Raw genomic sequence first — 23,765 nt, 5'->3', positions numbered from 1 at the left:
TACCCACTCTACAATTATTGTACCAAGTGCAAGAGGTGATTTAGAAAACACTACTAATTACAGTTACTGATTATTAAAAAAAAGGTTTGGGAGTAAACCAAACCTCTATAATTGCTGTGCTTAACAACGTACTAAATTAATTTAGTTCTAGTCTGCTTGCAGATCATCTTCCTAGAGGATGTGTCCAAATACCCCAAAAACTGATAAGCTATTTTTTTAGTATAAAAATACATAAGTATATGCTTTAGGCATGAAAAAGGCTTGGCGTTAGTCCAAGCCTTTGTATATACCAGGTGTTTACCATATATAGCTAATTTAACCTCTCTTTTGATGTTGTTCATCTCTCTATAAGGTGTGTACAAATTGTCTAAAAGCTGCTATCTAATATCACTTTAACTTCAATATTATAAAAAGTTTTTATCTCGTAAATAGTGCTAATAGCTGCTAATTATACCATTATAAATTTTAAATTTCGGATATTTGCTTGTTGAATAATTGCCAGATAAGCTTTTGGGCGTTCCATCTGTCGTAATCATTTTTCAAATTGCTAATTGTATTACATACGAAAAAGGCTTGGTTGTGAACCAAGCCTATATATATACCAAGTGTTTACCATATCTAGTTAATTTAGACTGACTTCAACTTTACGACATCTACCTATAGGATGTATACAAAATTTATAGAACCTGTTAAGGATTTCTTTGAGGACAGCTACCTAAAAATATCTCTTCATCTTCAATAAATTCTAGATGAGATTACCCAGGGTTCTCTAAAAATGATGATTACTTAAAATCAAGGCTAAGTGCAATAGTAAGTCTTGAATAAAAATAAAAAACGATACCATAACTAAGCCAATTTATTGAGCATAGCAATATTCTCACTATCGTTATTAGGGTCTAATTGTTAAGTTAATAAAAAGGTTTAGCGCTCGGCTAAACCTCCATAGAAAGCAGTTATTTCGACACACCAAAATTAATTTACTGCTATTATTTTTTATAGTCATCTTCCTTGAGTGGGTATCTAATTATTCCTAAATATGATAGTGACTACACTTTTTAAAAATTTGTCTATATCTACTACCCAAAGAAAGATTAAAAATCCAAATGAGCAGCTTTTAAAACAATATTATCACTAAGTTATAAATTAGTATAATTTAGTCGTAATCATTTGGCAGTTTATTAGTTCAAATGGTAGATTATGTATGGATTTGGGATGATGGAGATCCTAAGGAAGAAGTATCTATTTTCAATAAAGAGCAATAAATATTACTATAATAAATTTATTAAGTAATATTTCTGCATGGTATTGTTACTTAAAGCTTATGCCAAGATATTTAGTGACAGAATTATGGATGACAAAATTTGGTGTATCTACGCATAAGGGTTTTTTGCTCCTGGTGGAAAATTACAACAGGAAGTTGCCTGAAGGTATATGATTAAAATAAGTTTTAATTAAAGGCTCTTGGGAAAGACTTAATGCTATTTTAATGACAGCTTTTACCTCTACTTTAGAAGTATTGTGGGTATGAGGTGTGGGTAAATAAGACTTTAAATCTATTAGTAAGTCCTATTGAGCATAAACCAGTAAACTTTTTGAGTGAGAGAAGACAAAAAATGAAGCGGTTTTTAACAAGTATTTTCATGCTGACAACTTTGTTAATTGCAAGCTGTTCCTCAGAAAATCAATCTAGTGAAGTAAAAGTTTCACCTAGTATAAAAATGAATAATGAAAAAAATTCCATGAGTGAACATGAGGGACATTCAATAGAACATATAAATCAGGAAAATAACTCAAAAACGATTACAAAAGCTAAGTTGACTGCACCTAAAAATCTAGTTCCCAATCAGCCTACGAATCTAGTTATAGATATTCAAGATTCCGCTGGAAAACCAGTTACTAAATTTGACAATTTCCAGGAAAAGCTAATGCATTTAATTGTAGTTAGCAATGATTTGAGATTTTTCGAGCATATTCATCCAGAATATCAAGAGAATGGCAGCTTTAAAGTCAGTCCTAAATTTCCTGAACCGGGAGAATATACCATATTTAGTGATTATAAACCGGCGGAACAAAAAGAGAGAGTATCTTTAATGAATATCTCTATTCCTGGTTCAGTTCCCCTTCCCAAAAGTTTAGAGAAATTTCAAAAAAGCCAAACTATATCTAACACCAAAATTAATCTCGATATTTCTGAAAAAAACATCAAACCCGGACAAGATATTACTCTTAAATTTGATTTAAAAGACAGCAACAATCAACCAATTAAAGACTTACAGCCATATCTGGGTGAGAAAGGACATTTAGTAATTATCAAAAGTTCCTCACCTCTGACAGCAGCCGATTATATCCACGCTCATGCACTCAAAAATACCACCGATGGAGTAATCGAATTTAAAACCAAATTACCCCAAAAAGGAACCTATAAAATGTGGATGCAATTTAACCGTAATGGAAAAGTTAATACTGCTGACTTTTGGGTAAATGCAGAATAGACTTACCCCCAATTATGCTGTATTTTGATCATGAGACTTCCGTTCCAAAGGCAATTCTTAATCCCCAAAATACAATTAAAATTGCGATCGCTAACCAGTCCCCTGTTCTCAATTTTAAATCTTGCCATTTGACTTGATGTTCATTCGGACTGGTAAAACCACGTACCATCATTGCATTTGCCATTTGATCAGCACGCAAGAGCAGATTTTCTAAAAGTCGTTCAATCACAATTAACCAAACTTTAGCTCCCCCTTTTAATCCTAGCTTTTTCCAATTAATTGCCCTAGTCATCACAGAACGCACTAGATTTTGGACTTCTTCTAAAACTAAAGGAATAAATCGCAAAGATAAAGTTAAAGTTAGAGTAATTTCTGTAACTGGTATCTTAAACCTTCGCAGAGGTTGCATTAAACTTTCCATTCCAGAGGTGATTTCTTCTGGTGCGGTTGTTAGCAGATATAAGTTAGTGCTGTAAATTAAGGTAAAAACAATAGTACTGAGGCTAATTGCTAAATCTAAGGAACGGCGATTTACTTTAATTGGGCCTTGATGAAACAGCACATAGCTGTATTCTTTATTCCTATCTGCTAATTTGGGACTCTCTTTTGTTTTCTCACCATTTGCAGGCGGAGTTAAAACTTGTTCCGTTGCGGGTAAGCGTGGCTGATAACTTACACCCAGCCCATCAGGACTCATAGCACCAATTGCTAATACCATAAATGATAGAATCAATAGCCAGCCCATTTGTTGCCGCCACACTCGCAAAGGAATTTTGGCAAATACCGTAAAAGTAATCAGCAGTAGTACCAATAGCACCCGCCAATAGTTGTTAGCAACAACATAGCTGGTGAGAAAGCTTAATAACCAAATTAACTTGACTCGCGGGTCGAGTTTATGTAGCCAAGTTTGCGGGTTTTCTAAGTATAGCCCAAGTGGGAGCGATCGCAGTAAATCCATTTTTTAGTCATTGGTCATTGGTCATTGGTCATTGGTCATGAACAAATGACCAGTGAATACTATTTTACGCGAGTTGCTCGATTGAGATTGCCAATTTCCGCATCCCGGACTTTTTTACTCCGCCAGAATAAACGAATCGGAGTCCCATCAAACCCTAATTGTTTGCGAAATTGTCTTTCAATATAACGGCGATAATTGTCATTGAACCGTTGAGCATCATTGACAAATAGGGCAAAAGTTGGCGGTTGGGTACTTACTTGCGTACCATAATAAATCTTACCTTGACGACCGCCTCGTGAAGTTGGTGGAGAATGCCAGCTAATTGCATCTGTGAGGACTTCATTAACTACGGAAGTGGTAACACGGCGTTTGTGTGCCTCTGCTGCTTTATTCACCAATTCTAAAATCTTTTCTACCCGTTGTCCTGTGACGGCACTCACAAAGATGATCTCTGCCCATTCGGTAAAATGTAACCGTCCTTCTAGGGTTTTTTCGTAATCATAAATGGTGTATGAGTCTTTTTCGACGGCATCCCATTTGTTAACTACGATAATGCAAGCTCGACCTTCTTCGATGATTCGCCCAGCTAATTTTTGGTCTTGTTCGGTGGCTCCATCTTCGGCATCTATAACCAATAAAACCACATCGGCGCGGCGAATTGCTTTAAAGGCGCGGTTAATGCTAAAGAATTCTGTGCCGTAATCGATGTGTTTCTTTTTGCGAATGCCGGCGGTGTCAATTAAGCGGTAGGTTTGCCCTGCTCGTTCGATGACTGTATCAATACTATCACGAGTTGTACCGGAAATAGGGCTGACGATCGCTCTTTCTTCCCCAACAAATGCATTTAATAAGCTGGATTTGCCGACATTGGGGCGGCCAATAATGGCGACTTTAATTTCGTTATTTTCTTCTACTTCCGTAACTGCGGGAATGTGAACTAGTAACTCGTCCAGAATTTCCCCTGTACCGCTACCATGAATCGCGGAAATCGGGTATGGTTCACCTAACCCCAACTGCCAAAATTCACTAGCTTGCATTGCGCCTTGTTCTGGAGATTCACATTTGTTTACAGCCAGTAACACAGGAACCGATTGTTGACGCAACCACCCGGCAATTTCTTCATCTGCTGGTGTGGGGCCTGTTTGACCATCTACGACAAAAATCGCTGCACAAGCTTCTCTGAGTGCGATTAATGCCTGTTGGCGAATTAATGGCAGGAATTCGGTGTCATCGTTAAAGACTAAACCGCCTGTATCTACTACTAAAAAATCGCGATCGTTCCAAAATGCCGGTCGATAAGTGCGATCGCGCGTTACACCCGGTTCATCGTGGACAATCGCCGTTTGATCCCCGGCGAGACGATTAACTAAGGTGGATTTGCCCACATTTGGGCGGCCGATAATTGCAATAATTGGCAGTGCCATAAACCAGAGTGCTGAGTGTGTAGATGTGCTGAGTTTTCTATCTACGTTCTTCACCCAGCACTGTTTTGGAGAACTACTTATCATATCATATTTTGAGATTATAGCAAATTTAATTATTTATGTGATTTTCATTATTATCAAAAAGATGTTAATTATAAAACACCTTTTTACGTTAGAATACCCAAAATATGTAATTCAATGATAATTTTGCGGTAAATGATAGAGCTTGAAATTAAGAATCTTAGAAACATTAAGCAGTTTTCAATAAAACTTCCTTTTGAAGAGGGTGTTTATGCGATTACAGGTGAAAATGGAGTTGGTAAAAGCACCATCTTCTCAGCTTTATCTCAGCTAGTATCTAAGAATGCTTTAAGGACATTATTTAAAGTTATTGGTGATGAAAATAGTGAAATCACATTCAAATTTAATGGTAAAGAAAATACCTGGATTAAGAAGTCAGGAAGATGGAAACCTTCTCATCAAAAAGACGAAGGGATAATTTTTCATGGATTTTTTGAGGGTAGTTTTATGTTTGGTTCAAGGTTTTCTGATGTTAACAGATTGATCTGGAATAGAGATTATCCTGTAAAAGAATTTGAATTACGTGATGCAAACATTTTCATTATAACTAACTTAGGAAAAATCTTGAGAAATGATGAACAATTCTATTCCGGTTTAAAAAAAATTAAAACAAAAAAACTTGCCCAAGAAATATATCGCTTTGAAGGACAACCATACTTTATTGAAAGAGAAGGACATTGGTTCGCTCAGTTTTTCATGAGTTCTGGAGAGTTATTATTAATCGGATTACTAAATTTTATTCACGAAACAATTAATCACAAGTTTAGGAGAAAAATTGATGATAAGAGCCTCATTTTAATTGATGAAATTGAACTCGCTCTTCATCCCTCTGCACAAGTAAGATTATTTTCATTCCTCAATGAGATTTCCCAAAACCACGGTTTTTGTATATATTTTGCAACTCACTCTATCCAAATTCTTAACAATATTAAACCTCAGAGAATTTATCATATACAAAGAGATATATCAGGCAATATTAAGTTAATAAATCCATGCTATCCAGCTTATGCAACCAGGAGTTTATACACAAACGATGGATTCGATTTTATTTTTCTTGTTGAAGATGAACTTGCCAAGTATATTGTTGAAGAGATCATCAAAAATAATCATCTTGGCTTTAGTAAGCTTATAAAAGTGATACCTTGTGGTGGTTGGGAGCAAGTTCTCCTAATGCACTACGAGTTAAATACTTCTAAATTGGCTGGACACGCGTGTAAAATTTCTTCTATTTTTGATGGAGATATAAAAGATGAATGTGAAAGAAAATATGGAAATATTCCTAAGTATTCTGGTTTGCAAAAACAATATCTTCCTATAAAAAGTATAGAGAAGTTCTTGAAAATGAAATTGATTGATATACCTGATGCGACATTTGCTGAAGCACTAGGAGATACATATTTTCAAACCAGAAGTATTGATTCTATTTTGATAGATTACAAGAATGATCCAAGATCAAACAATGATAAAAATGCTAAAGGATTATTTAGTGTTCTAAGAAAATGTGCAGAAGAACAAGGACTTTCAGAGGATATTTTTAAAACTGAAATTTGTAAATTTATATATGCAAAAGAAAATTTTAGAAGTTTAGAAGGATTTTTAAAAGGCTGGCTGCAAAGGTAAAGTAGTAGGACGTTATGCAAGTTAAATGTCGAACAGGTTAATAAAGTCGCTACAAAGACATTATGGTAATTTTTTTGAGGGAATTTTCCACGTTTATTATTCCCGAAATTTTCTAAACTCTTTGAGTCGGCTTAAGCCGACTTTCGCTATTAGCCGGGGAATTAATTCCCTGGAGGCTAAAGTTTTTTATCTGTGGTTACTTTAACCATCAGAATATCCCACAATTATCTGATATTTATATTTTATGCCGTTTGTTCAGTTTCCGTCTCTACCTTCTGCCCAATTTTCGGTTCTGTACCCGCAATTAATCGCTCAATATTACTGCGGTGACGAATAATAACATATAAACCTCCAGCAATACCAAAAAGTATATATGGTAAAGGTTGATGGAAAATTGCCATCAAAATAGAAACAGCAACAGCACCAGCAATAGAACTCAAAGACACTATTCTAGATATGGTAATAACAACAGCAAAAACTCCTATTGTTGACAAACCAACTTGCCAACTTAATGCTAACAAAATTCCTATACCAGTAGCCACAGACTTACCACCAGTAAAGCCTAAAAAAATAGATTTACTGTGTCCTAAAATGGCAGCAAATCCAGCTAAAGTTACTAAATAAGGTTGCCAAATTTCTAAATTGATAGTTAACGGAATTAAATTATAACTAGGAGCAAGATTGCATAAAACATAAACTAGATTTATTGCTAAAACTCCCTTCAAACCATCAATTAATAACACAAATGCCCCTGGAACTTTCCCTAAAGTCCTCAGTACATTAGTCGCACCCGTTGAACCAGAACCAACTTCCCGAATATCAATTCCTTTTAACAGCTTCCCGGCCAGATATCCGGTAGGGAAAGAACCCAATAAGTAAGCTATTAAAACAACCGCCCCACACAAACTTAACCAAATAGCCATAATAATTCGTAATTCGTAATTCGTAATTCGTAATTCGTAATTCGTAATTCTTAATTAGTTGGTCACTAGTCTAGAGTGGAATATCTTGACCAATGACCAATGACCAATGACCAATGACCAATGACCAATGACCAATGACCAATGACCAATGACCAATGACTAATTAAAACTCATCATCATAATCTCTATCTCTCATGGTTTTTGGGTCAGGTGCAAAAGCCAACCAGAGAGGGAATTGTAGCAAACCTAGGCTAATTTGCTCCTCAGAATCATCAATAATAATTAAAGGCAATTCATTGGCTTTAACTAATCTATCTGCTTTCTGGGCTAAAGCCGTCGGTGCTTCAAACAAAACTACACCTCTATCAGGGCCAAAATCGGGACGACCAATTCCCAAACAATCTTGTAAACCGCGTCGCCATTCACCTAAACGTTCTGGTGTATTGGCTAAAATTAAAGTACGCACCCGCTCTCCATGTAGTTTGTGTAATATGGAAATTGCCGCCGACGCAATCAAGATATTCTGCAAGCGGCTACCCATTGTCCGTAAAGCACCCCGTCCCCCCAAAGTGAAAAACCAATTAGAAACTCGTTCTGCGTGAATTGGTTCAAAAGTCCGCCTTAATTGCCACGGAGCGCCATAATAATCGGGTTGGTTGCGGTATTGGTCAATTAAACGGCGAATTTGTTTAGTTGTCTCTTGAAACTGTTGTTGAGCTAGTTGCAGTGTCGGGGGTTGTTGTTCAGCAGGTTTCGCTTCTTTGACTGCTGGTTTTTCCCGTTCCTTCACAGCCGGAACTAGTTGCAGTTGCTCTGCTGCGGCTGCTAAATCTTGTAAGCTACCTGTGAGATAGTCTTTAAAACCCTGTACCCGAATTGCTAAATCTTGAGATGTTCCCGCAAAGGTAGTTCGCATTTCATTACGAATGCGTTCTTGTCGTCGTTCTAGTTGCTCGACAGAAATCTGCAACGCTTGTTTACGTTGTTCTAACAGCAATAGAGACTCTTGCACCATTTTCGAGAGTGCAGTTTGAGTTTCACTAACTTGTCCTTGAAGATTTTTGTAAGTAGCTTGGAGTTGAACAATTTCTGCTTTTAGCGCTGTCTCAGTTGCTTGTAACTCGGCGACTCGGTGTGCAGCTTGTACATATAGTGAATTAAGTTCTGATTCTGACTCCAGCACCGCAGTTTCTACTTCACCTTTGAACTCTTCTGTTGGTTCTACTGTTAAAGGTTCCGCTGCTATGTTGACTACTGGTGACTCCAAAGATACATCATCTGCTTGTGGTTCACCGGATGGAATTAGGGTTTCGGTTGCCGGCAATAAATCAGCAGCTAGGTTTTCCGGTGTTTCACCTGTAGAAATTTTTTCTGGTGTTTCTTCCCACCAATCATCAATCGATTCTGGAGTTTGAGATTCCTCTGGGTTCATAAATATATAGTGTAATTCCTAGGAAACGAATAATATCGAAGGCAGGGGAGACGCTCAAGACGAAGAGAAAATCATCATTCACCACTAAATACGTGGACAACGCTGTTCCAAACAAGATTTTAAGGCTTTGGGGTCAAATAAAATCGGTAAAAAGTGAATGCTGTTGACTTCTTTAAAGTAAAACAGAATGGGAAATCCATTCCAGAAGATTCGCCAATTTTGCCATTCTTGGTAAGGAAAACGCCTAATTAACTTTTCTCCCCGGTAAATATCAAAGTCGGTGGCGGTAAATTGCAACCGCAGTGTGACAGCTTGAAACATGAGAAACAAGCCAAAAATTGTGAACACTCCTCCTACCCAAGGTTGTACTAGCAGTAGTGGAATAGCAGCCAGCACCAAGACGACAGGGATATTGTAACTTGGCTTGAGTTCCACAGTAGCGGTGGTATTCGGCACAGATGAACTAATCACAATCTTGATCTCCTGCTTTGTTAGTAAACATGAATCTTCTATTTTAGTAGTTAAAAGTGAGTCGTTATATCCCTGGCGTAAATCCACCACCTGTTCCTTGAAACATTAACCAAGAAAGAAAGAAGTTGCTAACGAAGATAATCAGCAAGGCTGTGACGACGGCTGTTGTGGTTGATTGTCCCACACCTTTGGCTCCTCCTGTGGTGGTTAAACCCCAACTGCAACCAATGGTGGCGATTAAAACACCAAAACAGCCTGCTTTAATCATGGCGCTACAGATATCCCAGATGTCGAGAAAGTTACGGGCTGAGTCTAAAAAAACTGTATCTGAAAGATTGTAAACGTTGGTGGCAATTATCAATCCCCCAGTCATGCCGGTGACTAAGGACAGAAGGGTTAAAATGGGCAGCATTAATAAACAAGCAAGAATACGGGGGATAACTAGATAATCAATTGGGTCAGTTTTTAACATCAACAGGGCATCTATTTGCTCTGTGACTCGCATTGTACCAATTTCGGCTGCAAAGGCAGAACCAACCCTTCCCGCTAAAATTACTGCTGTCAGTACTGGTGTAAGTTCTCTGGTTAAGGCTACCGCCAAAACACCGCCGACAAGGTTTCCTGCACCAAAGTTGATAAATTCCCGCGCTACCTGAATTGTAAAGACTGCACCGACAAAAACGGCTGTCAATAAGGCAATAAATAGGGAATCTGGCCCAACTGCTGCTAGTTGCTCTAAGGTGTTACGCCGATGGATTTTGCCTTTGAGGAGGTGAACTATTACTTGTCCACCTAAAAAAATCGCTGCCAGCAATCGCTGACTCCATGCTCCTAAACTGGATTTAGTCATTAATTCAGTGATCAATTATTCAGTTATCATAAACCTCCCTAACTCCCTAATTTCCTAACTCCCGAAGGTGTTGCCCAAACATTAAGTTAGTTTAAAGACTCTCTCAGAAAATTAAGCTCTTCTTAAGCGTATTGCAACTAATTATTTATAATTTTTTGAAAATAAAACCTTGATTTATCAAGGTTTTCAGGGCTTATAAGTCCTTTAATTTAGCCGGAGCATTTTAGGGAACGAGTAGGAATTGCTTTTAATGAAAACTTAAGATTTTTGACATCTTCGCTGTTCAGGAGCGATCGCACTTATTGTAGAAGATGACGTGCATCTGTTCAGCCATCGTCTACATACTCCCGGAGCTTGCCTGATAATGAGCATATTTACCAACTTTCTTTGCTCCCTACTACTCACGACCGTTTTTAGTTTTATCGCTCCTATATTCTTAGTCGGCAGTATATTAGTCTTCTTATGCCTATTTGGCTACATTCCTGGTTTACAAGGCGTAACTGACGATATTCCCACTCTGATTCTCCATTTTCTCGCCACTTTTGGCACTGGTAGCCCCCTCAATGGCCTATTTGTCATTAGTCTCACCTGCGGTTTTGTGGGCGGCCTGTTTGATATCTATGCTTACTATCGGGGTCAAATTCTCCGCATTGATTCCTAAGTACTGGTAATGCTTTCATCAGGTGTAGATTGAGTTACAGGAAAACTCATCTTCCCAAAAACTAGTCTGCTGCTCTTAACTCTGATTTGAGTTCCTTTCGATAATTACTTATACGCCATCACAAGTCTTAGTCATTAGTAACTCAAGACCATCTTTTGTAGTGCAAATTGCCTGTTCTTACTATCTTTGCCAACACCAGTTGACAATTGGTAATTTCAATACACACTCCTTCATAAAGAAATATAGCAAATGAAACTCTACACAAAATCTAAAATTTTCCTTAAGATTTTAAATAGTCCCATGCCTGCTCACGATTAGGGAGGTCGTCTGACCGCTGGGCATTTTATATTAAGTTCATTCATAGGTGATGAGATTGCTCATGGTTTGGCCTTTTTCGCCCAGATTTCGGAAACAAATTGCTCGGATTGAGATTACTGGTGCGATCGCCAGTGCTACACGCAAACGGGTATTAGAAGCTCTAAAAACCGTAGAAGAAAAGAAGTTTCCGGCTTTACTGCTACGCATTGATAGTCCTGGCGGTACAGTAGGAGATTCCCAAGAAATTTACAGCGCTCTGAGGCGGTTGCAGAAAAAAACCAAAATTGTCGCTAGTTTTGGCAATATATCGGCTTCGGGCGGCGTTTATATCGGAATGGGAGCCGAACACATTATGGCAAACCCAGGCACGATTACAGGCAGTATTGGTGTGATTTTGCGTGGGAATAACCTGGAACGCTTACTGGAAAAAGTTGGTGTGTCCTTTAAGGTGATTAAGTCTGGCCCTTACAAAGATATTTTGTCCTTTGACCGAGAATTGACAGCAGCAGAAGAGAATATCCTGCAACAGTTGATTGATGTCAGTTATCAGCAATTTGTGCAAACAGTAGCTGAGGGCAGGTCTTTGGATGTAGAAACCGTGAAAACTTTCGCTGATGGCCGGATTTTTACGGGAGAGCAAGCCTTAAATTTGGGCGTTGTAGACCGTCTGGGAACAGAAGAAGATGCACGTCGCTGGACTGCGGAATTAGTAGGACTTGATCCAGAGAAAACTCCTTGCTATACGCTAGAAGAACGTAAACCATTATTGAGTCGAGTTCTACCAGGGAGCCGTCTGGTGAACTCCAGAATTGGGGCTGGAATTGATTGGCTCGAGTTTGAAATATCTACTAGTGGTTTACCCTTGTGGTTGTATCGACCGTAAATAAATTGTCAATAGTCACTAGTACCCCAGGGGGGAATTAAAAATTAACAATTAAAAATTAAAAAAGCAGATGACACTAGCTTTTTAGTAATTTTTAATTGTTGTTTGAGTTATTCCATGCTGCACTAGTTAGTAGTCTTTGTACTAATGACTAATGACTAATGACTAATGAGTAAATAAAGGAGGATTTTGGAAGTGGAATGGCAAATACGAGCGATTCGTGGCGCAACAACCGTTGCAGAAAATAGAGTGGAAGCAATCCGAGAAGCGGTGACAGAATTACTTGATGAACTCGAAGAACGGAATCAACTTGAACCAACAGCAATTTTGAGTGTTACTTTTTCTGTCACACGAGACTTAGATGTTATTTTCCCAGCTGCGATCGCTCGTAGTCGTCCTTTATGGGATAGTGTGGCTATGTTAGATGTCCAGCAAATGCACGTTGAGGGCAGTTTACAGCGTTGCGTTCGGTTTTTAATTCACGCCTATTTACCAACTTCTGCCCCTATTCACCACATTTATTTACGTCAAGCGGCTAAATTGCGCCCAGATTGGGGTTTACCGCAAACGTTACAAACTTCACAGCCAGTAATTAAGACAAAAGCTTAAAATCAGCAGGTCAATAATATATGTAAAAATTAGCGCCAAATGAGCTATTACAATGGTGACGCGGCTGCTCAACCTGCTGCTATTGGTGGGAGTATTTTCACTCATCGAGGAACTGGTGTTTGTGTAAAGTTAGAGGATTTTTTGAATATTCTCTCCAAAGGTGAAGAGCCGCTTGTCATTGTCACTAGTGAAGGTTATTTTACGAAAATATATAAATATGTGACTGCGTATAAGGGTTTTGTGTTTTTTACAGAATCCTTAGATAAATTGCAGTTTGGTAGCAATATTGAAGTAATTTACGCGCAGAGTTTAGGAACGGATATTTGAGGTAGAAATTCAACTATTTTAGATTTGAGATACTCAACTACTTACAACGTGAGCTTTCCAGCTTTGGATTGATAGATAGTATGAGCAAGTGTTGTATTTTTGTAGAATATAAATGTCCTATCTTTGCAAAGTTTTCTAACTGAAGGACGTAATGAAAAAGCCTAAAAGTGTGCAAGATCGGATTGCGTGCCGTATAGCCAACAGCAAACGTGAAGTGTTTGTGCGTAAGGACTTTGAAGATATCGCTAATTATGACCAAGTTGGCCGTAGTCTTCGTATGTTAGAGGCTAAAGGCAAAATCATTAAAATTGGCTATGGTCTTTATGCAAAAGCAGCTATCTCACCTTTATCAAATCGCATCATACCTCGTAAGGGTTTACGGGATCTAGCGATCGAGGCATTAAAAAAACTGAATGTGGAAGTAGTTCCCTCAAGTTATGATCAAGCTTATAATGAGGGACGGACAACCCAAATACCAACCGGGCGTGTAGTTGGGGTAAAAGGGCGTGTTACTCGCAAAATTGGCTATGCAGGAAAATATGTAACCTTTGAATACACGACTTAATCTCAAGACTGTAGAACTGATTGCCGCTGATCTCGGTGTTGATCCTTCTTTCGTTGAGAAAGACTGGTATGCTATGCGAATAATTGCCGCTATGATTAGCGTTGAATCTGATATGCGGCTTGTATTTTCTGGTGGAACGAGTTTATCAAAAGGATTTGGTCGAATTCAACGGTTCTCGGAAGACCTAGATTTCAAAGTAATTCTACCTTCAACAGGTTTTAATCGGAAAGAGTGTCGAAAGTATCGCTATCGTCTTATTGATGCAATACGCGAGTCTAGTTCTGATTGGTCACTTGAAGATGAGGATTGTGAAAGCAGAAATGAAGGACAATTTTTTGCTTGTAAAATCGTTTATCAGCAAAATTTCCAGCCAGCAATAGCGTTACGTCCTCATATTAAGCTGGAAATCACTTTTAAGCCACCAGTGTTACCCTTGCAAGTTCAAGAAAAATCTCTGAAATCCTTCATTGCCCAAGCTACACCAAAAGGGAAACCGGAAGTTCTCATGATAGCTTGTGTGTCACCTGTAGAAACTGCGGCTGATAAACTTAGTGCTTTAACTTGGCGTGTGTTATCTCGAAATCGAGACAATGAAGATGATGATCCAACCATTATCCGTCATTTACATGATTTAACCGCTTTAGAAAGTGATATAGCAGAATACAAAAATTTTCCTAATTTGGTTATTAGTATTTTGGAACAAGATACACAACGCGCCAAAGGAATTGATCTTTCAGAAGTTCCACCAAAACAGCGTTTACAAACCATGCTGCAATATCTGGAATCTGATCCAATCTATGCTAATGAATATGATCGCTTTGTTAATGGTATGTCTTATGCCTCAGAAGATGATCGTCCCTCTTTCAGGCAAGCTTTAGATACTGCTCACGGTATAATTAACTGCATTGAATCACAAGAGTCTATGTAAGTGATAGTTGGTAAAATCTCCTTTCTGTGACTATAGTAGGACTTACGCACAAGTTACGGAATCAACGAACCACAGAGACACAGAGAACACGGAGGAATGAGGGTTTGAGAGATATTTTGCGTAAGTCCTGTATAGGAAAAAAAATCTTAGAAATGCTTGATTTTTTAACATGGACAGTCTTTTAATCTTATTCTTTTGGGGTTGAGAACCATCCATCAGAAGAAATATTCATAATTTGTTTAGCATTTCAGTAGATTTCTCAGAGAATATATGTTAATCTTGTATTAGTTGAGACTTACTCAACCTTGATAAATCCTAAATTTAAACCTAAATATTAATGATAAAACTGAATAACACTAAACTTGTAGCTCTCCTCGTTGGTTGTATAGGACTACCATTTGCGATCTTATACGAGGAGTGTCGTTCTCCCTATTTAGAAAAAGTCCTCCCTACCGTCTTGATCACCTATGTCAAGAAGGATGATGATTCTAACCCTCCCTCTCATTCTGATAAGAAAGTGAAGGATAAAGAGAAACGATAGGCGATTTATTTACCCTCAGCTTATCTGAAGTGCTGGGGGTAGTCAAAACTAGACTAGTCAACTGGTGTTTAGTTTGACTAAATCAGCTCATTACGTATTACTACTTTATATCGGTTAGTTATAATTTATATATTATGGTTATAGCGTTTGTATGGTACTGGGATTAAGAATAATGAAAACTTGGACTAATAAGGATGCAGGAAAAGAAACCTGTCCAAAATGTAACTCCGTTTACGAAGTAAAAATTACTCGCTTTCCATTAAGAGACAAAGACAGTTTTAACTGTCAAGTCTGTGGTTATGAAATAGAAAGTTGGAATGACACAGAAGTTCCGAGTTTTACTCTTGTTAAGCGTGTTGAACCTATTGAATAATATGAGGTAATGAGAAGCTAACTAGTAGCTAGTAGAGATAGTTACACTGCTTTAACAGCGTTAGTAAGTCAAAGTATTATTTTTAAGTATAGAGACGTTCCATAAAACGTCTCTTTTTCAACAAATCAGTGGTGAAAATGAATACCTATGAAAACATCATACAAGAACTCAAAAAAGTCCTTCTTCTGCAATAACCCTGAAGTTTGCGGACTACCCTTTTCATCCAGCAACGGCTTCATCATATAATAAGCCGGCTGGTAATTATACCAAGGAATCGAAGGCCACAAATGATGAACTAAATGGTAATTCTGCCCCAAAATCAGGATATTGAGAACTTTACCAGGATAGACGCGGGCATTTTTCCAGCGATTTCTTTCCACAAACGGACGATGGGGTAAATAATCAAAAAATAACCCCAAGGCAATTCCCACCAAAAATGCTGGAATAAACCAAAAATTGAGAATATAGCCCAAAAAATGATATTGGACAGAAATATAAACAATAGTAATGACAATTAAACGGCTAATAAACCATTCCAGTAACTCATATTTGCGCCACAATTGCCGTTGAAAGAAAAATACCTCATGGTATAAAAATCTGACTGCAATCAACCACAACGGACCACCTGTAGAGACATAATGATCAGGGTCATCTTGAGGATGATTCACATTACCATGATGCTGCAAATGTACCCGTGTAAAAACTGGAAAAGCAAAAGCTAAAATTAAGGCACTACAATGCCCTAACATGGCATTAATCACACGGTTGCGATGGGCTGACTGGTGACAAGCATCGTGAATTATCGTCCCAGAACAATGCAAGGCCAGAGTGTTAATGCTAAAGCATAGCCAATGTGGCCATTCCCAAACCCAATAACCAAAGTTAGATAACACCAACATAGTCACCACTACAAAAAACATGAGTAGTGTGGGATTAAAATCACCAGGAGGTGCTAAAAGTTCTTTGGGTGGGATTGTCAGTGGCTTTTGTGCCTCCGACGTGAGCATTACTAACTCCTTCTTTATCAAATATTACGAATATACAACAATTCTTAGTAAAGAGTAAAGTTATATAAAGCTTTGTATGGCAAGATTTATCTGCTGTCTTTGCTGATGAGCGGATGAATGGCGTTATGATTCCAGACTAGACTTAAGTATTTGCTGACGGGTAAAGTTTGACCAGTGCTAATGCTTGAATGGCAAAAATCTCCCTTAAGAAGGATGCAGATAAGATTGGTCTACTATGTCTAGTCTATTCCGCTGATTCCTTCTCTAACTGCTGACATCATTGATATAGCAGTGACTGAAAAGGAGATGCCCCTTACTATACGATTACTTCCCAGATAGATTATTTTGAAATCAGCCCCTATGCAATTAAGAGATTCTCTGCGCCGAACCAAAATTGTTGCTACTATTGGGCCTGCTACCAGCAGTCCAGAAATGCTGAAGGCAATTATTGAAGCGGGTGCAACAACACTGCGGCTAAACTTCTCCCACGGAACTCATGCTGACCATCAGCGTAGTATTCGCCTAATTCGGCAAACCGCTTTTGAACTCAATAGACCGGTAGCAATTCTCCAAGATTTGCAAGGGCCAAAAATTCGCTTGGGTAAGTTTGAAAATGGTTCTATAATTTTGGCGAAGGGCGATCGCTTTACTTTAACAAATCGTCCAGTAGTAGGAACCCAAGAAATTAGCTGCGTTACCTACGATTATTTAGCCGATGAAGTCCCCGTCGGTGCCAAAATCCTCCTCGATGATGGACGAGTGGAAATGGTCGTAGAAGGCATTAACCAGGAAAAAGGCGATTTGCATTGTTGCATTACTGTACCTGGTAAACTTTCTAACAATAAAGGTGTAAACTTTCCGGGAGTTTACTTATCAATTAAGGCTATGACCGACAAAGACCGCGAGGATCTGATATTTGGTCTAGACCAAGGTGTAGACTGGGTAGCGCTTTCCTTTGTCCGTAACCCCCAGGACATCATCGAAATCAAAGAATTAATTTCCAGCACCGGCAAAAATGTACCTGTAGTTGCCAAAATCGAAAAGCACGAAGCCATTGAACAAATGGAAGCGGTTCTGTCTTTGTGTGACGGTGTGATGGTTGCTAGAGGTGACTTAGGAGTAGAATTGCCAGCGGAAGATGTACCCGTACTACAAAAACGCTTGATTGCTACAGCAAACCGCTTGGGTATACCCATCATCACCGCTACCCAAATGTTAGATAGCATGGTCAGCAACCCCCGTCCTACCCGTGCAGAAGTCTCCGATGTAGCAAACGCGATTTTAGACGGTACAGACGCGGTAATGCTTTCTAATGAAACTGCGGTTGGTAGTTTCCCCGTAGAAGCAGTAGCTACAATGGCCAGAATCGCAGAACGTATCGAACAAGAGGAAACCCTAAACGCCAACTCCCGTCAGTCACGAGATAATCGGCGTTCTATTCCTAATGCTATCAGCCAAGCAGTTGGTCAAATTGCTGAAAACTTGGGTGCAGCAGCAATTATGACTTTGACACAAACCGGTGCTACAGCCCGCAACGTTTCTAAATTCCGTCCCAAAACGCCAATTTTAGCCATTACACCTCATGTAAATGTAGCGCGACAGTTGCAGATGGTCTGGGGAGTAAAACCCCTATTGGTGCTAGAACTACCTTCTACAGGTCAGACATTCCAAGCAGCTATCAATGTTGCTCAGGAAAAAAACCTCTTGAGTGAGGGTGATTTGGTGGTGATGACTGCTGGTACGCTTCAGGGGGTTTCCGGGTCAACAGACTTGATTAAAGTGGAAGTGGTGACTGCTGTACTAGGTCAGGGAATCGGTCTCGGTCAAGGTTCAGTGAGTGGACGCGCTAGGGTAGTTCATAATGCTATGGATGCAAGTAACTTTAACCCTGGAGATATTTTGGTGGCATCCCGCACTGGTGTTGATTTTGTAGAAGCAATTCGCAAAGCTGGGGGGATTATTACTGAAGAGGAAAGTCTCACCAGTCACGCAGCTGTAATTGGTTTACGTCTTGGTGTACCAGTCATTGTGGGTGTGAAGGAAGCGACAAAGGTAATTAAAGATGGGGCGATTTTGACTTTGGATATGCAACGGGGTTTAGTTTACTCTGGGGCTGTGGGAACTTAGAAAATTAAAAATTAAGAATTAAAAATTAAAACAATAATTAATTTTTAATTTTTAGGTTTTCAAATAATAGGAGGTAATGGGTAATTTTTAATTATTCCCTCTTGCCTCTTGCCTGTTCTCTACAATTTCGTTAGTTCAATTAGAGAGTCATCACCAATTAAGAAGCGTATAATTTATTAGCCGACCAATCAAACCAATTTGGATCTTCTGTGACAATATCAAGGATTATATTGCTATCAACCAGTATTTCCTTCATTAATCTTGTCTGGTTAGTGCCATTATTTCATCAGTTGTCATTTTGACTGTGGCTTGACCTCGCATTTTTTCTATCAGAGTTTTACCAGAGGTGGGTTTCGCTTTGGTTTTTTTTACGTAAACTGCGTCTCCGATGACTTCAAATTCTACTTCTGTGTTGGGTGTAAGTCCTAATTGCTCTCGTATTTCTACGGGAATAGTTACTTGTCCTTTGGATGTAATTCTCATGATTATTACTCTCAAGTAAGAATTTTCTTACTTTTAGTATTACATAGTTGAGTCTTGAAGGAAATTTCTTTTTTATTCATTGTCGAATTTCCTCCAGTTTAGGAGCATAAATTCTCTTAAAGATATTGTTTTAAAACTTCGACTGTAGCAAGTCCTGTTTTTTCCCAACTAAATTGATTTGCTCTAGTGATACTTTTTTGAGAAAGTTGTTTTCTCATTTCTGAATCATTTATAATTTCTTGCATTGCTGCTGTGATTTCCCCCACGTTGTAAGGATTAATCAGAATTGCAGCATCTCCTGCAACTTCTGGAAGTGAGGAAATATTAGAAGTAATCACCGGTGTACCACAAGCCATTGCTTCTAGAACTGGTAAACCAAACCCTTCCCAAAGACTAGGAAAAACTAGCGCAAGTGCTTGATTAATAATTATTGGTAATTCGTCGTAAGGTACGTAGTTAAGGAATTTAACGAGATGAGTTATTTGTAATTCTTTAAGTTGTTTTTCTAATAATGGAGTGTAACGTTTATCAGTGGGTCCTGCTAACCATAGTTCATAGTCATTTTTGTTAGGTAGTGCAGCAAAGGAACTGATGAGTCGTTTAATGTTTTTGTAAGGGTCTTGACGACCGATATATAGAAAGTAATTGCTGGTGGGAAGGTTGAGAAATTGGAAATGTGAGCGATCGTATGCTAGAGGAATTGGTGTTATTTTATTAATAGGAATTTGGTAAAAGTCGGTGATGTCTTTAGCTGTTGCTTCAGAGTTACAAATAATATGTTGTGCTTGGTTGAAGACTTGAGGGGTGTAGTAACGATGGTATGGTGTGAGTGGTGAAAAACGTTTAGGAAAGCGTAGAGGTATGATGTCGTGAGACATGACAATAAAGCGACAGTTAGCGTAGAGGGGCGCTTCTGGAATAGGGGAAAATAGGAGATGGGATTTGAGGTTTTTATAGATTTTTGGTAGTTGGAATTGTGTCCAAACTAAGCGGCGTAAATGTCCTTTAAAACCTTGTTCTGGAGTTAAGTTAGGTGGTATTTGGTAGCAGGTATAATCAGGAAGTAAACTTGAAATCAGTAACGTGGGATTTAGATACTGAAGGTAAAGAAAGATATTATTAGCGTAAGTTGTTATACCTGTTGGTTTTCTGGATAGAACAGAGAGATTAATTAACAAATTTTCTATTTCGGCTTAAATTTACTTTAACTACATAAAAGAGAGAGGAATTCTTCAGCACATTCTTTCCAGGAGAATGGTTTATATTTATTCTTGATGATATCTACCAGATGGTTGTAGTAAATATCTGAATCAATCAGTTTTTCTAAAGTTTGGTAAAGTTCTACTGGTTGATAAGGATCGAAGTATACACAGAATTCTCCCCCTACTTCAGGTAAAGAACCACCATTACTTGAAATTACAGGTTTACCATATTGTAGAGCTTCTACAACTGGTAAGCCAAATCCCTCATAGAAGGAAGCTTGAACTAAACAGTAACAGTGTTTATAGAGAATTTTTAGCTGAGAATCAGTAACAGCATTAAATATATGTATGAGCTTACCATACATCTTATCAGACTCTATTAGCATATCAGTCTCTGGGTGCCATCCTTTATTACCCGCAAAGACCAGATATATATCTTCACGGTTTGAATTTATCAATAAGTTAAATGCTTCTATAATAGCTTTGATATTTTTGTGAGGTACTAAACTGCCAACTACTAAAATATACCGCTTACTAAGTAAATTATTTAAATTTACATCACAATTATTATCATCATAATTTAGCAGAAAATCAGAATTTGAGTAGTTACATCCCAAGCGAAAGTTCTTAATTATCACATTGGTATTGTTAGCTAATAAACCATTATTTTGTGCATTCTTGTAATCCTCGGCGCTATTCTTTGATATACATAAAACTTTATCGAATAGTTTAGAGTAATCGACATAGAATTGCGTATAAACCTCAGCAAATTTTTTGGAGCAGAAATTTGGAAATTTTATTGGTATTAAATCGTAACAAATAATTGTTATAGTAACTTTATTAAGTTTTAATTTTTTTAAAAAATTGTAGTAATTCTTAGGTAAATCCCAATTAGCATCAGCTATTACATAAATGTCTTCTGGTAATATTTTACATCCCTCAAACTCTAGACAAGCATCTTTGCGAATATAGTGCTTCAAATAGAGTAAGTGAACCAAAAATGATAGTCTATTTATAAATTTATTTTTGGCCTTATAGAGTAGCAATAAAAGTTCTTTACTTATTTTAGTTAAGGGGTTGAGATACGGTTTACTTTTAGTAGACAAACTAGGATTGTCTGGATCAAGAGTAGTCACCCTGCGTATAAAGTAACCATCAAACATAACGGTTATTACTTCTATATCTGGATATCTTGAACGAATATTCAATAACTCGGCTGTCAGTTCACGAACTACTCTGTGAATTCCAGTATTTTTATATGTATATTTTGCTGTATGAGTACAATCTATAAATATTCTCATTTAATATCCTTTGAAAAATATTTAAAAAAATTTTTATTTTTGCCGAATATAAAAATTAATAAGCTTCCCAATAAGAATCGCTCACTAATGGAAAATATTATAATAGCTGATCGTCCATAGGTATTTTCAGGGCTTTTTTGAGTTGAAACCAAGCATTGCGTAATTTCCAAAATTTACTAGTTTTTATGGCTTCGATTACATTCAAAGTATATTGTAATTGGAACTGTAATTCCTCTAAATCATCTATATTTGAATTAGCTTGAGTAAAGCTTGAGTTTATGTCAACAGGGGATAATATAAATCGTGATGAAGGAAAAGATTTTTTCCAGAACATATGCCTTATACGCTTAATACTTTCTTCCCATAAATCATTACCTTCAAATGTAGAATTTTCGGCTTTAGTGGATCGCCAATAAAATTCACAAGTAGCTTCATAGGTAAATATAAATTTTGTTTTTCTGCATAAATTTAACAGTAAAAACATATCTTCAGCGACCCTTAGTTCAGGATCATTTTTCAAATCTTCATCTATCAAAGAACTTCTAGCAATGAAGCTATTGGATGTAATAAAATTATTAAAAATTAATAATTTATTGATATCAAAAGGTTCAAAATATGCTAATTCTGATGTTTCTTGAAGCAAATTGTGTTTGTTAATTTGGCTAAAATCGCTTTTATTAGATTCCCAAACACGAATAGATCCTGAATAGGCTACTCCTATTTCATTGGATTTTTCTAAGAGAGAAACTAAAGAATAAACGTGGTTGGGATGAATGGAATCATCATCATCTAAAAAACCGAAGTATTCTGCATCAACAGCATTTATACCTGCTATCATTTGACTACTTCTGAATCCAGAAAATTCGGTTTCTATTGTTTTGATGGGAAATTTACCTTCATAGTCTTTTAAAAGAGAGTCTAAATAATCTAATTGTTTATATTTAACTATGATTACACCTATGTTGTTGTAAACTTGGCTGGCAATACTATCTAAACAGCGTTTGACCATACTGGCATCTCGATCTCCCACTCTGACAATTATTTCAACAGATTTATCACTTGCTCTTTTAGTATTGTTGAAAGTTGTGAAAAAACCCTTTTCTCTAATTAATTTTTTATGATGTTGTACTATTCCTAATAGTAAATTCTCAAAACTGTATTTTTCGGTAAATATTTTATGTGCCTCAGCAGACATGGCTAAAGCGTCTTTCTGATTATTTTGTATCCATCGAACATATCTAGATATTTGATTTACTTTTTCTATTGGACTCAAGTCTGAACTAATATAAAAAACTGAGTCGCCAAAAGACTCTTTAATAAAGGGATGTTGTTCACAAATCGCTACTGCGCCAGAAGCAACAATTTCAAATATTCTCATGGATGGAATTGAGGATCTTCGATGTTCTTCTTTGTGTAAACACAAGCCTAACCCGGCTTTATTCAAAGTGTTTAAAACACTTGTTCCATCAAATGGAAGTAATCCTTTGTATGAATGCTTTAAGTGTTTCCAGGCTTTTTGAGGGCCATAAATTTCCATGTAATCTTTAGTATCTAAATGTTGAAATAGCTCTTGAAAACGTGTACCATCCCAGTTAGTTCCTATATAAACTAAATGAGGATTATCAAGAGATGGCATTTGATATTGAGTTTGATGACAACTAGTATAAAAGGGAGCTATAAAAAATTTCTTATTTGTTCCAAATAAAATATCTTTTAACCACGTGTTAATTTGCACAGAAGAAGAAAGATAAGCATCGTAGCTCAAAATATTTTCTTTTGCTTTTTCTCTCTTGATTGCAGTTTCATATTGATCAAAAAAATCAGGAGGATTCCACATACATCCATAAGTAGGAAATCCTGTTAATTTTGGTGTTTTGAAGTGAAGTACCAATACAAAATCAGGATTAAATTTCTTTATTTCTATAGATGAAGCAACTTCAATAGATTCCCATCCTAAGTTATTGGCAGCTAAACAAATTCTCTCTGCTAGTTCTGTTTCTGCAAAATTTTCACCGAAAAACTCATTATAAATTGCTATTCTCATGCTAATTTCCTATTTAATTATGTGCAAGATCAATATTTTTCTTGATGAAGAAAATAAAGTATGTTTTGATTTTTTCGTAAGAAAATGCTTATTTATCATCATAGCGCATAAAAATTTCATATAAAATTATGAATGAAGTTTGGGG

21 protein-coding genes are annotated in these 23,765 nt (G+C 37.3%); 10 read left to right on the top strand and 11 right to left on the bottom strand.

The features are described from left to right. Nucleotides 1-1,613: 1,613 nt before the first annotated feature. Nucleotides 1,614-2,492 carry a hypothetical protein gene (locus H6G59_RS02190; RefSeq protein ID WP_190711524.1) on the top strand — a complete coding sequence of 293 codons (879 nt, stop codon included), beginning with the start codon at nucleotides 1,614-1,616 and terminating at the stop codon, nucleotides 2,490-2,492. A 28-nt stretch (nucleotides 2,493-2,520) separates the two neighbouring features. Here the strand turns inward: H6G59_RS02190 and H6G59_RS02185 are convergent, their stop codons facing one another. Both H6G59_RS02185 and der read right to left on the bottom strand, forming a co-directional pair. After that, the gene (locus H6G59_RS02185) at nucleotides 2,521-3,450 is read right to left on the bottom strand and encodes an energy-coupling factor transporter transmembrane component T family protein (protein WP_190711523.1); all 930 of its coding nucleotides are present in this window, start codon (nucleotides 3,448-3,450) and stop codon (nucleotides 2,521-2,523) included. A 59-nt stretch (nucleotides 3,451-3,509) separates the two neighbouring features. Continuing rightward, a complete protein-coding gene (gene der, locus H6G59_RS02180; RefSeq protein ID WP_190711522.1) occupies nucleotides 3,510-4,874 on the bottom strand; it encodes a ribosome biogenesis GTPase Der in 1,365 nt (454 codons plus the stop codon). A gap of 216 nt (nucleotides 4,875-5,090) precedes the next feature. Between der and H6G59_RS02175 the strand changes: the two genes are divergently transcribed. Continuing rightward, on the top strand, nucleotides 5,091-6,575 hold the full coding sequence (locus H6G59_RS02175; RefSeq protein ID WP_190711521.1) for an ATP-dependent nuclease: 1,485 nt from the start codon (nucleotides 5,091-5,093) through the stop codon (nucleotides 6,573-6,575). A 242-nt stretch (nucleotides 6,576-6,817) separates the two neighbouring features. Here the strand turns inward: H6G59_RS02175 and plsY are convergent, their stop codons facing one another. The 4 genes from plsY to H6G59_RS02155 all read right to left on the bottom strand — a co-directional run bounded on the left by plsY (nucleotide 6,818) and on the right by H6G59_RS02155 (nucleotide 10,251). Next, the gene (plsY, locus tag H6G59_RS02170) at nucleotides 6,818-7,498 is read right to left on the bottom strand and encodes a glycerol-3-phosphate 1-O-acyltransferase PlsY (RefSeq protein ID WP_190711520.1); all 681 of its coding nucleotides are present in this window, start codon (nucleotides 7,496-7,498) and stop codon (nucleotides 6,818-6,820) included. A gap of 163 nt (nucleotides 7,499-7,661) precedes the next feature. Beyond that, complete coding sequence (locus H6G59_RS02165; RefSeq protein WP_190711519.1) at nucleotides 7,662-8,930, bottom strand: DUF3086 domain-containing protein; 1,269 nt, start codon at nucleotides 8,928-8,930, stop codon at nucleotides 7,662-7,664. A gap of 84 nt (nucleotides 8,931-9,014) precedes the next feature. Beyond that, the gene (locus H6G59_RS02160) at nucleotides 9,015-9,401 is read right to left on the bottom strand and encodes a DUF3119 family protein (RefSeq protein WP_016953469.1); all 387 of its coding nucleotides are present in this window, start codon (nucleotides 9,399-9,401) and stop codon (nucleotides 9,015-9,017) included. Nucleotides 9,402-9,465: 64 nt separating this feature from the next. Beyond that, the gene (locus H6G59_RS02155; protein ID WP_190711518.1) at nucleotides 9,466-10,251 is read right to left on the bottom strand and encodes an MlaE family lipid ABC transporter permease subunit; all 786 of its coding nucleotides are present in this window, start codon (nucleotides 10,249-10,251) and stop codon (nucleotides 9,466-9,468) included. 364 nt (nucleotides 10,252-10,615) lie between these two features. On the opposite strand from H6G59_RS02155, the gene H6G59_RS02150 reads away from it, so the two are divergent. The 7 genes from H6G59_RS02150 (at nucleotide 10,616) to H6G59_RS02120 (ending at nucleotide 15,456) form a co-directional block, all read left to right on the top strand. Continuing rightward, nucleotides 10,616-10,912 carry a hypothetical protein gene (locus H6G59_RS02150; RefSeq protein ID WP_190711517.1) on the top strand — a complete coding sequence of 99 codons (297 nt, stop codon included), beginning with the start codon at nucleotides 10,616-10,618 and terminating at the stop codon, nucleotides 10,910-10,912. Nucleotides 10,913-11,291: 379 nt separating this feature from the next. Further along, nucleotides 11,292-12,113, top strand: a complete 822-nt coding sequence (sppA, locus tag H6G59_RS02145) for a signal peptide peptidase SppA (protein WP_190711516.1) — start codon at nucleotides 11,292-11,294, stop codon at nucleotides 12,111-12,113. Nucleotides 12,114-12,308: 195 nt separating this feature from the next. Further along, on the top strand, nucleotides 12,309-12,722 hold the full coding sequence (aroH, locus tag H6G59_RS02140; protein WP_071190084.1) for a chorismate mutase: 414 nt from the start codon (nucleotides 12,309-12,311) through the stop codon (nucleotides 12,720-12,722). Between the two features lie 39 nt (nucleotides 12,723-12,761). Continuing rightward, complete coding sequence (locus tag H6G59_RS02135) at nucleotides 12,762-13,049, top strand: hypothetical protein (RefSeq protein WP_016953473.1); 288 nt, start codon at nucleotides 12,762-12,764, stop codon at nucleotides 13,047-13,049. A gap of 151 nt (nucleotides 13,050-13,200) precedes the next feature. Beyond that, nucleotides 13,201-13,614 (top strand): DUF6088 family protein, encoded by a 414-nt coding sequence (locus H6G59_RS02130; RefSeq protein ID WP_190711515.1) that lies wholly within the window; start codon nucleotides 13,201-13,203, stop codon nucleotides 13,612-13,614. After that, on the top strand, nucleotides 13,598-14,542 hold the full coding sequence (locus H6G59_RS02125; protein WP_242038752.1) for a nucleotidyl transferase AbiEii/AbiGii toxin family protein: 945 nt from the start codon (nucleotides 13,598-13,600) through the stop codon (nucleotides 14,540-14,542). Before H6G59_RS02130 ends, H6G59_RS02125 begins: the two co-directional genes overlap by 17 nt. 713 nt (nucleotides 14,543-15,255) lie before the next feature. After that, a complete protein-coding gene (locus H6G59_RS02120) occupies nucleotides 15,256-15,456 on the top strand; it encodes a hypothetical protein (RefSeq protein ID WP_190711514.1) in 201 nt (66 codons plus the stop codon). A gap of 125 nt (nucleotides 15,457-15,581) precedes the next feature. Here the strand turns inward: H6G59_RS02120 and crtR are convergent, their stop codons facing one another. Beyond that, nucleotides 15,582-16,463 (bottom strand): beta-carotene hydroxylase, encoded by an 882-nt coding sequence (gene crtR / locus H6G59_RS02115; protein ID WP_190711513.1) that lies wholly within the window; start codon nucleotides 16,461-16,463, stop codon nucleotides 15,582-15,584. 360 nt (nucleotides 16,464-16,823) lie between these two features. On the opposite strand from crtR, the gene pyk reads away from it, so the two are divergent. After that, nucleotides 16,824-18,590, top strand: a complete 1,767-nt coding sequence (pyk, locus tag H6G59_RS02110; RefSeq protein ID WP_190711512.1) for a pyruvate kinase — start codon at nucleotides 16,824-16,826, stop codon at nucleotides 18,588-18,590. 255 nt (nucleotides 18,591-18,845) lie between these two features. Here pyk and H6G59_RS02105 read toward each other — a convergent pair whose 3' ends face one another. From H6G59_RS02105 to H6G59_RS02090, 4 genes are all read right to left on the bottom strand, one after another. Further along, nucleotides 18,846-19,073 (bottom strand): AbrB/MazE/SpoVT family DNA-binding domain-containing protein, encoded by a 228-nt coding sequence (locus H6G59_RS02105; protein WP_190711511.1) that lies wholly within the window; start codon nucleotides 19,071-19,073, stop codon nucleotides 18,846-18,848. A 116-nt stretch (nucleotides 19,074-19,189) separates the two neighbouring features. Beyond that, complete coding sequence (locus tag H6G59_RS02100) at nucleotides 19,190-20,260, bottom strand: glycosyltransferase (RefSeq protein ID WP_190711552.1); 1,071 nt, start codon at nucleotides 20,258-20,260, stop codon at nucleotides 19,190-19,192. 17 nt (nucleotides 20,261-20,277) lie between these two features. Then, entirely contained in the window at nucleotides 20,278-21,576 is a 1,299-nt protein-coding gene (locus H6G59_RS02095; RefSeq protein ID WP_190711510.1) for a glycosyltransferase family 4 protein, read from the bottom strand. A gap of 97 nt (nucleotides 21,577-21,673) precedes the next feature. Further along, a complete protein-coding gene (locus H6G59_RS02090) occupies nucleotides 21,674-23,620 on the bottom strand; it encodes a glycosyltransferase (RefSeq protein ID WP_190711509.1) in 1,947 nt (648 codons plus the stop codon). Nucleotides 23,621-23,765: the final 145 nt, after the last annotated feature.

Origin of the sequence: Anabaena lutea FACHB-196, assembly GCF_014698305.1 — a bacterium.
In the GTDB taxonomy this organism is placed as follows: Bacteria; Cyanobacteriota; Cyanobacteriia; order Cyanobacteriales; family Nostocaceae; genus Anabaena; species Anabaena lutea.
Note: the sequence above shows the minus strand (reverse complement) of the source record. Positions and strands in the feature narration are given on the sequence as shown.

Excerpts from the sequence above, each read along its gene's own strand:
- H6G59_RS02120 (WP_190711514.1), top strand. The coding sequence starts at position 15,256 with ATGAAAACTTGGACTAATAAGGATGCAGGAAAAGAAACCTGTCCAAAA.
- H6G59_RS02135 (WP_016953473.1), top strand. The coding sequence starts at position 12,762 with ATGAGCTATTACAATGGTGACGCGGCTGCTCAACCTGCTGCTATTGGT.
- pyk (WP_190711512.1), top strand. The coding sequence starts at position 16,824 with ATGCAATTAAGAGATTCTCTGCGCCGAACCAAAATTGTTGCTACTATT.
- H6G59_RS02175 (WP_190711521.1), top strand. The coding sequence starts at position 5,091 with ATGATAGAGCTTGAAATTAAGAATCTTAGAAACATTAAGCAGTTTTCA.
- H6G59_RS02150 (WP_190711517.1), top strand. The coding sequence starts at position 10,616 with ATGAGCATATTTACCAACTTTCTTTGCTCCCTACTACTCACGACCGTT.
- H6G59_RS02105 (WP_190711511.1), bottom strand. The coding sequence starts at position 19,073 with ATGAGAATTACATCCAAAGGACAAGTAACTATTCCCGTAGAAATACGA.
- crtR (WP_190711513.1), bottom strand. The coding sequence starts at position 16,463 with ATGCTCACGTCGGAGGCACAAAAGCCACTGACAATCCCACCCAAAGAA.
- H6G59_RS02155 (WP_190711518.1), bottom strand. The coding sequence starts at position 10,251 with ATGACTAAATCCAGTTTAGGAGCATGGAGTCAGCGATTGCTGGCAGCG.
- H6G59_RS02165 (WP_190711519.1), bottom strand. The coding sequence starts at position 8,930 with ATGAACCCAGAGGAATCTCAAACTCCAGAATCGATTGATGATTGGTGG.
- H6G59_RS02095 (WP_190711510.1), bottom strand. The coding sequence starts at position 21,576 with ATGAGAATATTTATAGATTGTACTCATACAGCAAAATATACATATAAA.
- H6G59_RS02190 (WP_190711524.1), top strand. The coding sequence starts at position 1,614 with ATGAAGCGGTTTTTAACAAGTATTTTCATGCTGACAACTTTGTTAATT.
- H6G59_RS02130 (WP_190711515.1), top strand. The coding sequence starts at position 13,201 with ATGAAAAAGCCTAAAAGTGTGCAAGATCGGATTGCGTGCCGTATAGCC.
- H6G59_RS02090 (WP_190711509.1), bottom strand. The coding sequence starts at position 23,620 with ATGAGAATAGCAATTTATAATGAGTTTTTCGGTGAAAATTTTGCAGAA.
- sppA (WP_190711516.1), top strand. The coding sequence starts at position 11,292 with ATGGTTTGGCCTTTTTCGCCCAGATTTCGGAAACAAATTGCTCGGATT.
- plsY (WP_190711520.1), bottom strand. The coding sequence starts at position 7,498 with ATGGCTATTTGGTTAAGTTTGTGTGGGGCGGTTGTTTTAATAGCTTAC.
- der (WP_190711522.1), bottom strand. The coding sequence starts at position 4,874 with ATGGCACTGCCAATTATTGCAATTATCGGCCGCCCAAATGTGGGCAAA.
- H6G59_RS02185 (WP_190711523.1), bottom strand. The coding sequence starts at position 3,450 with ATGGATTTACTGCGATCGCTCCCACTTGGGCTATACTTAGAAAACCCG.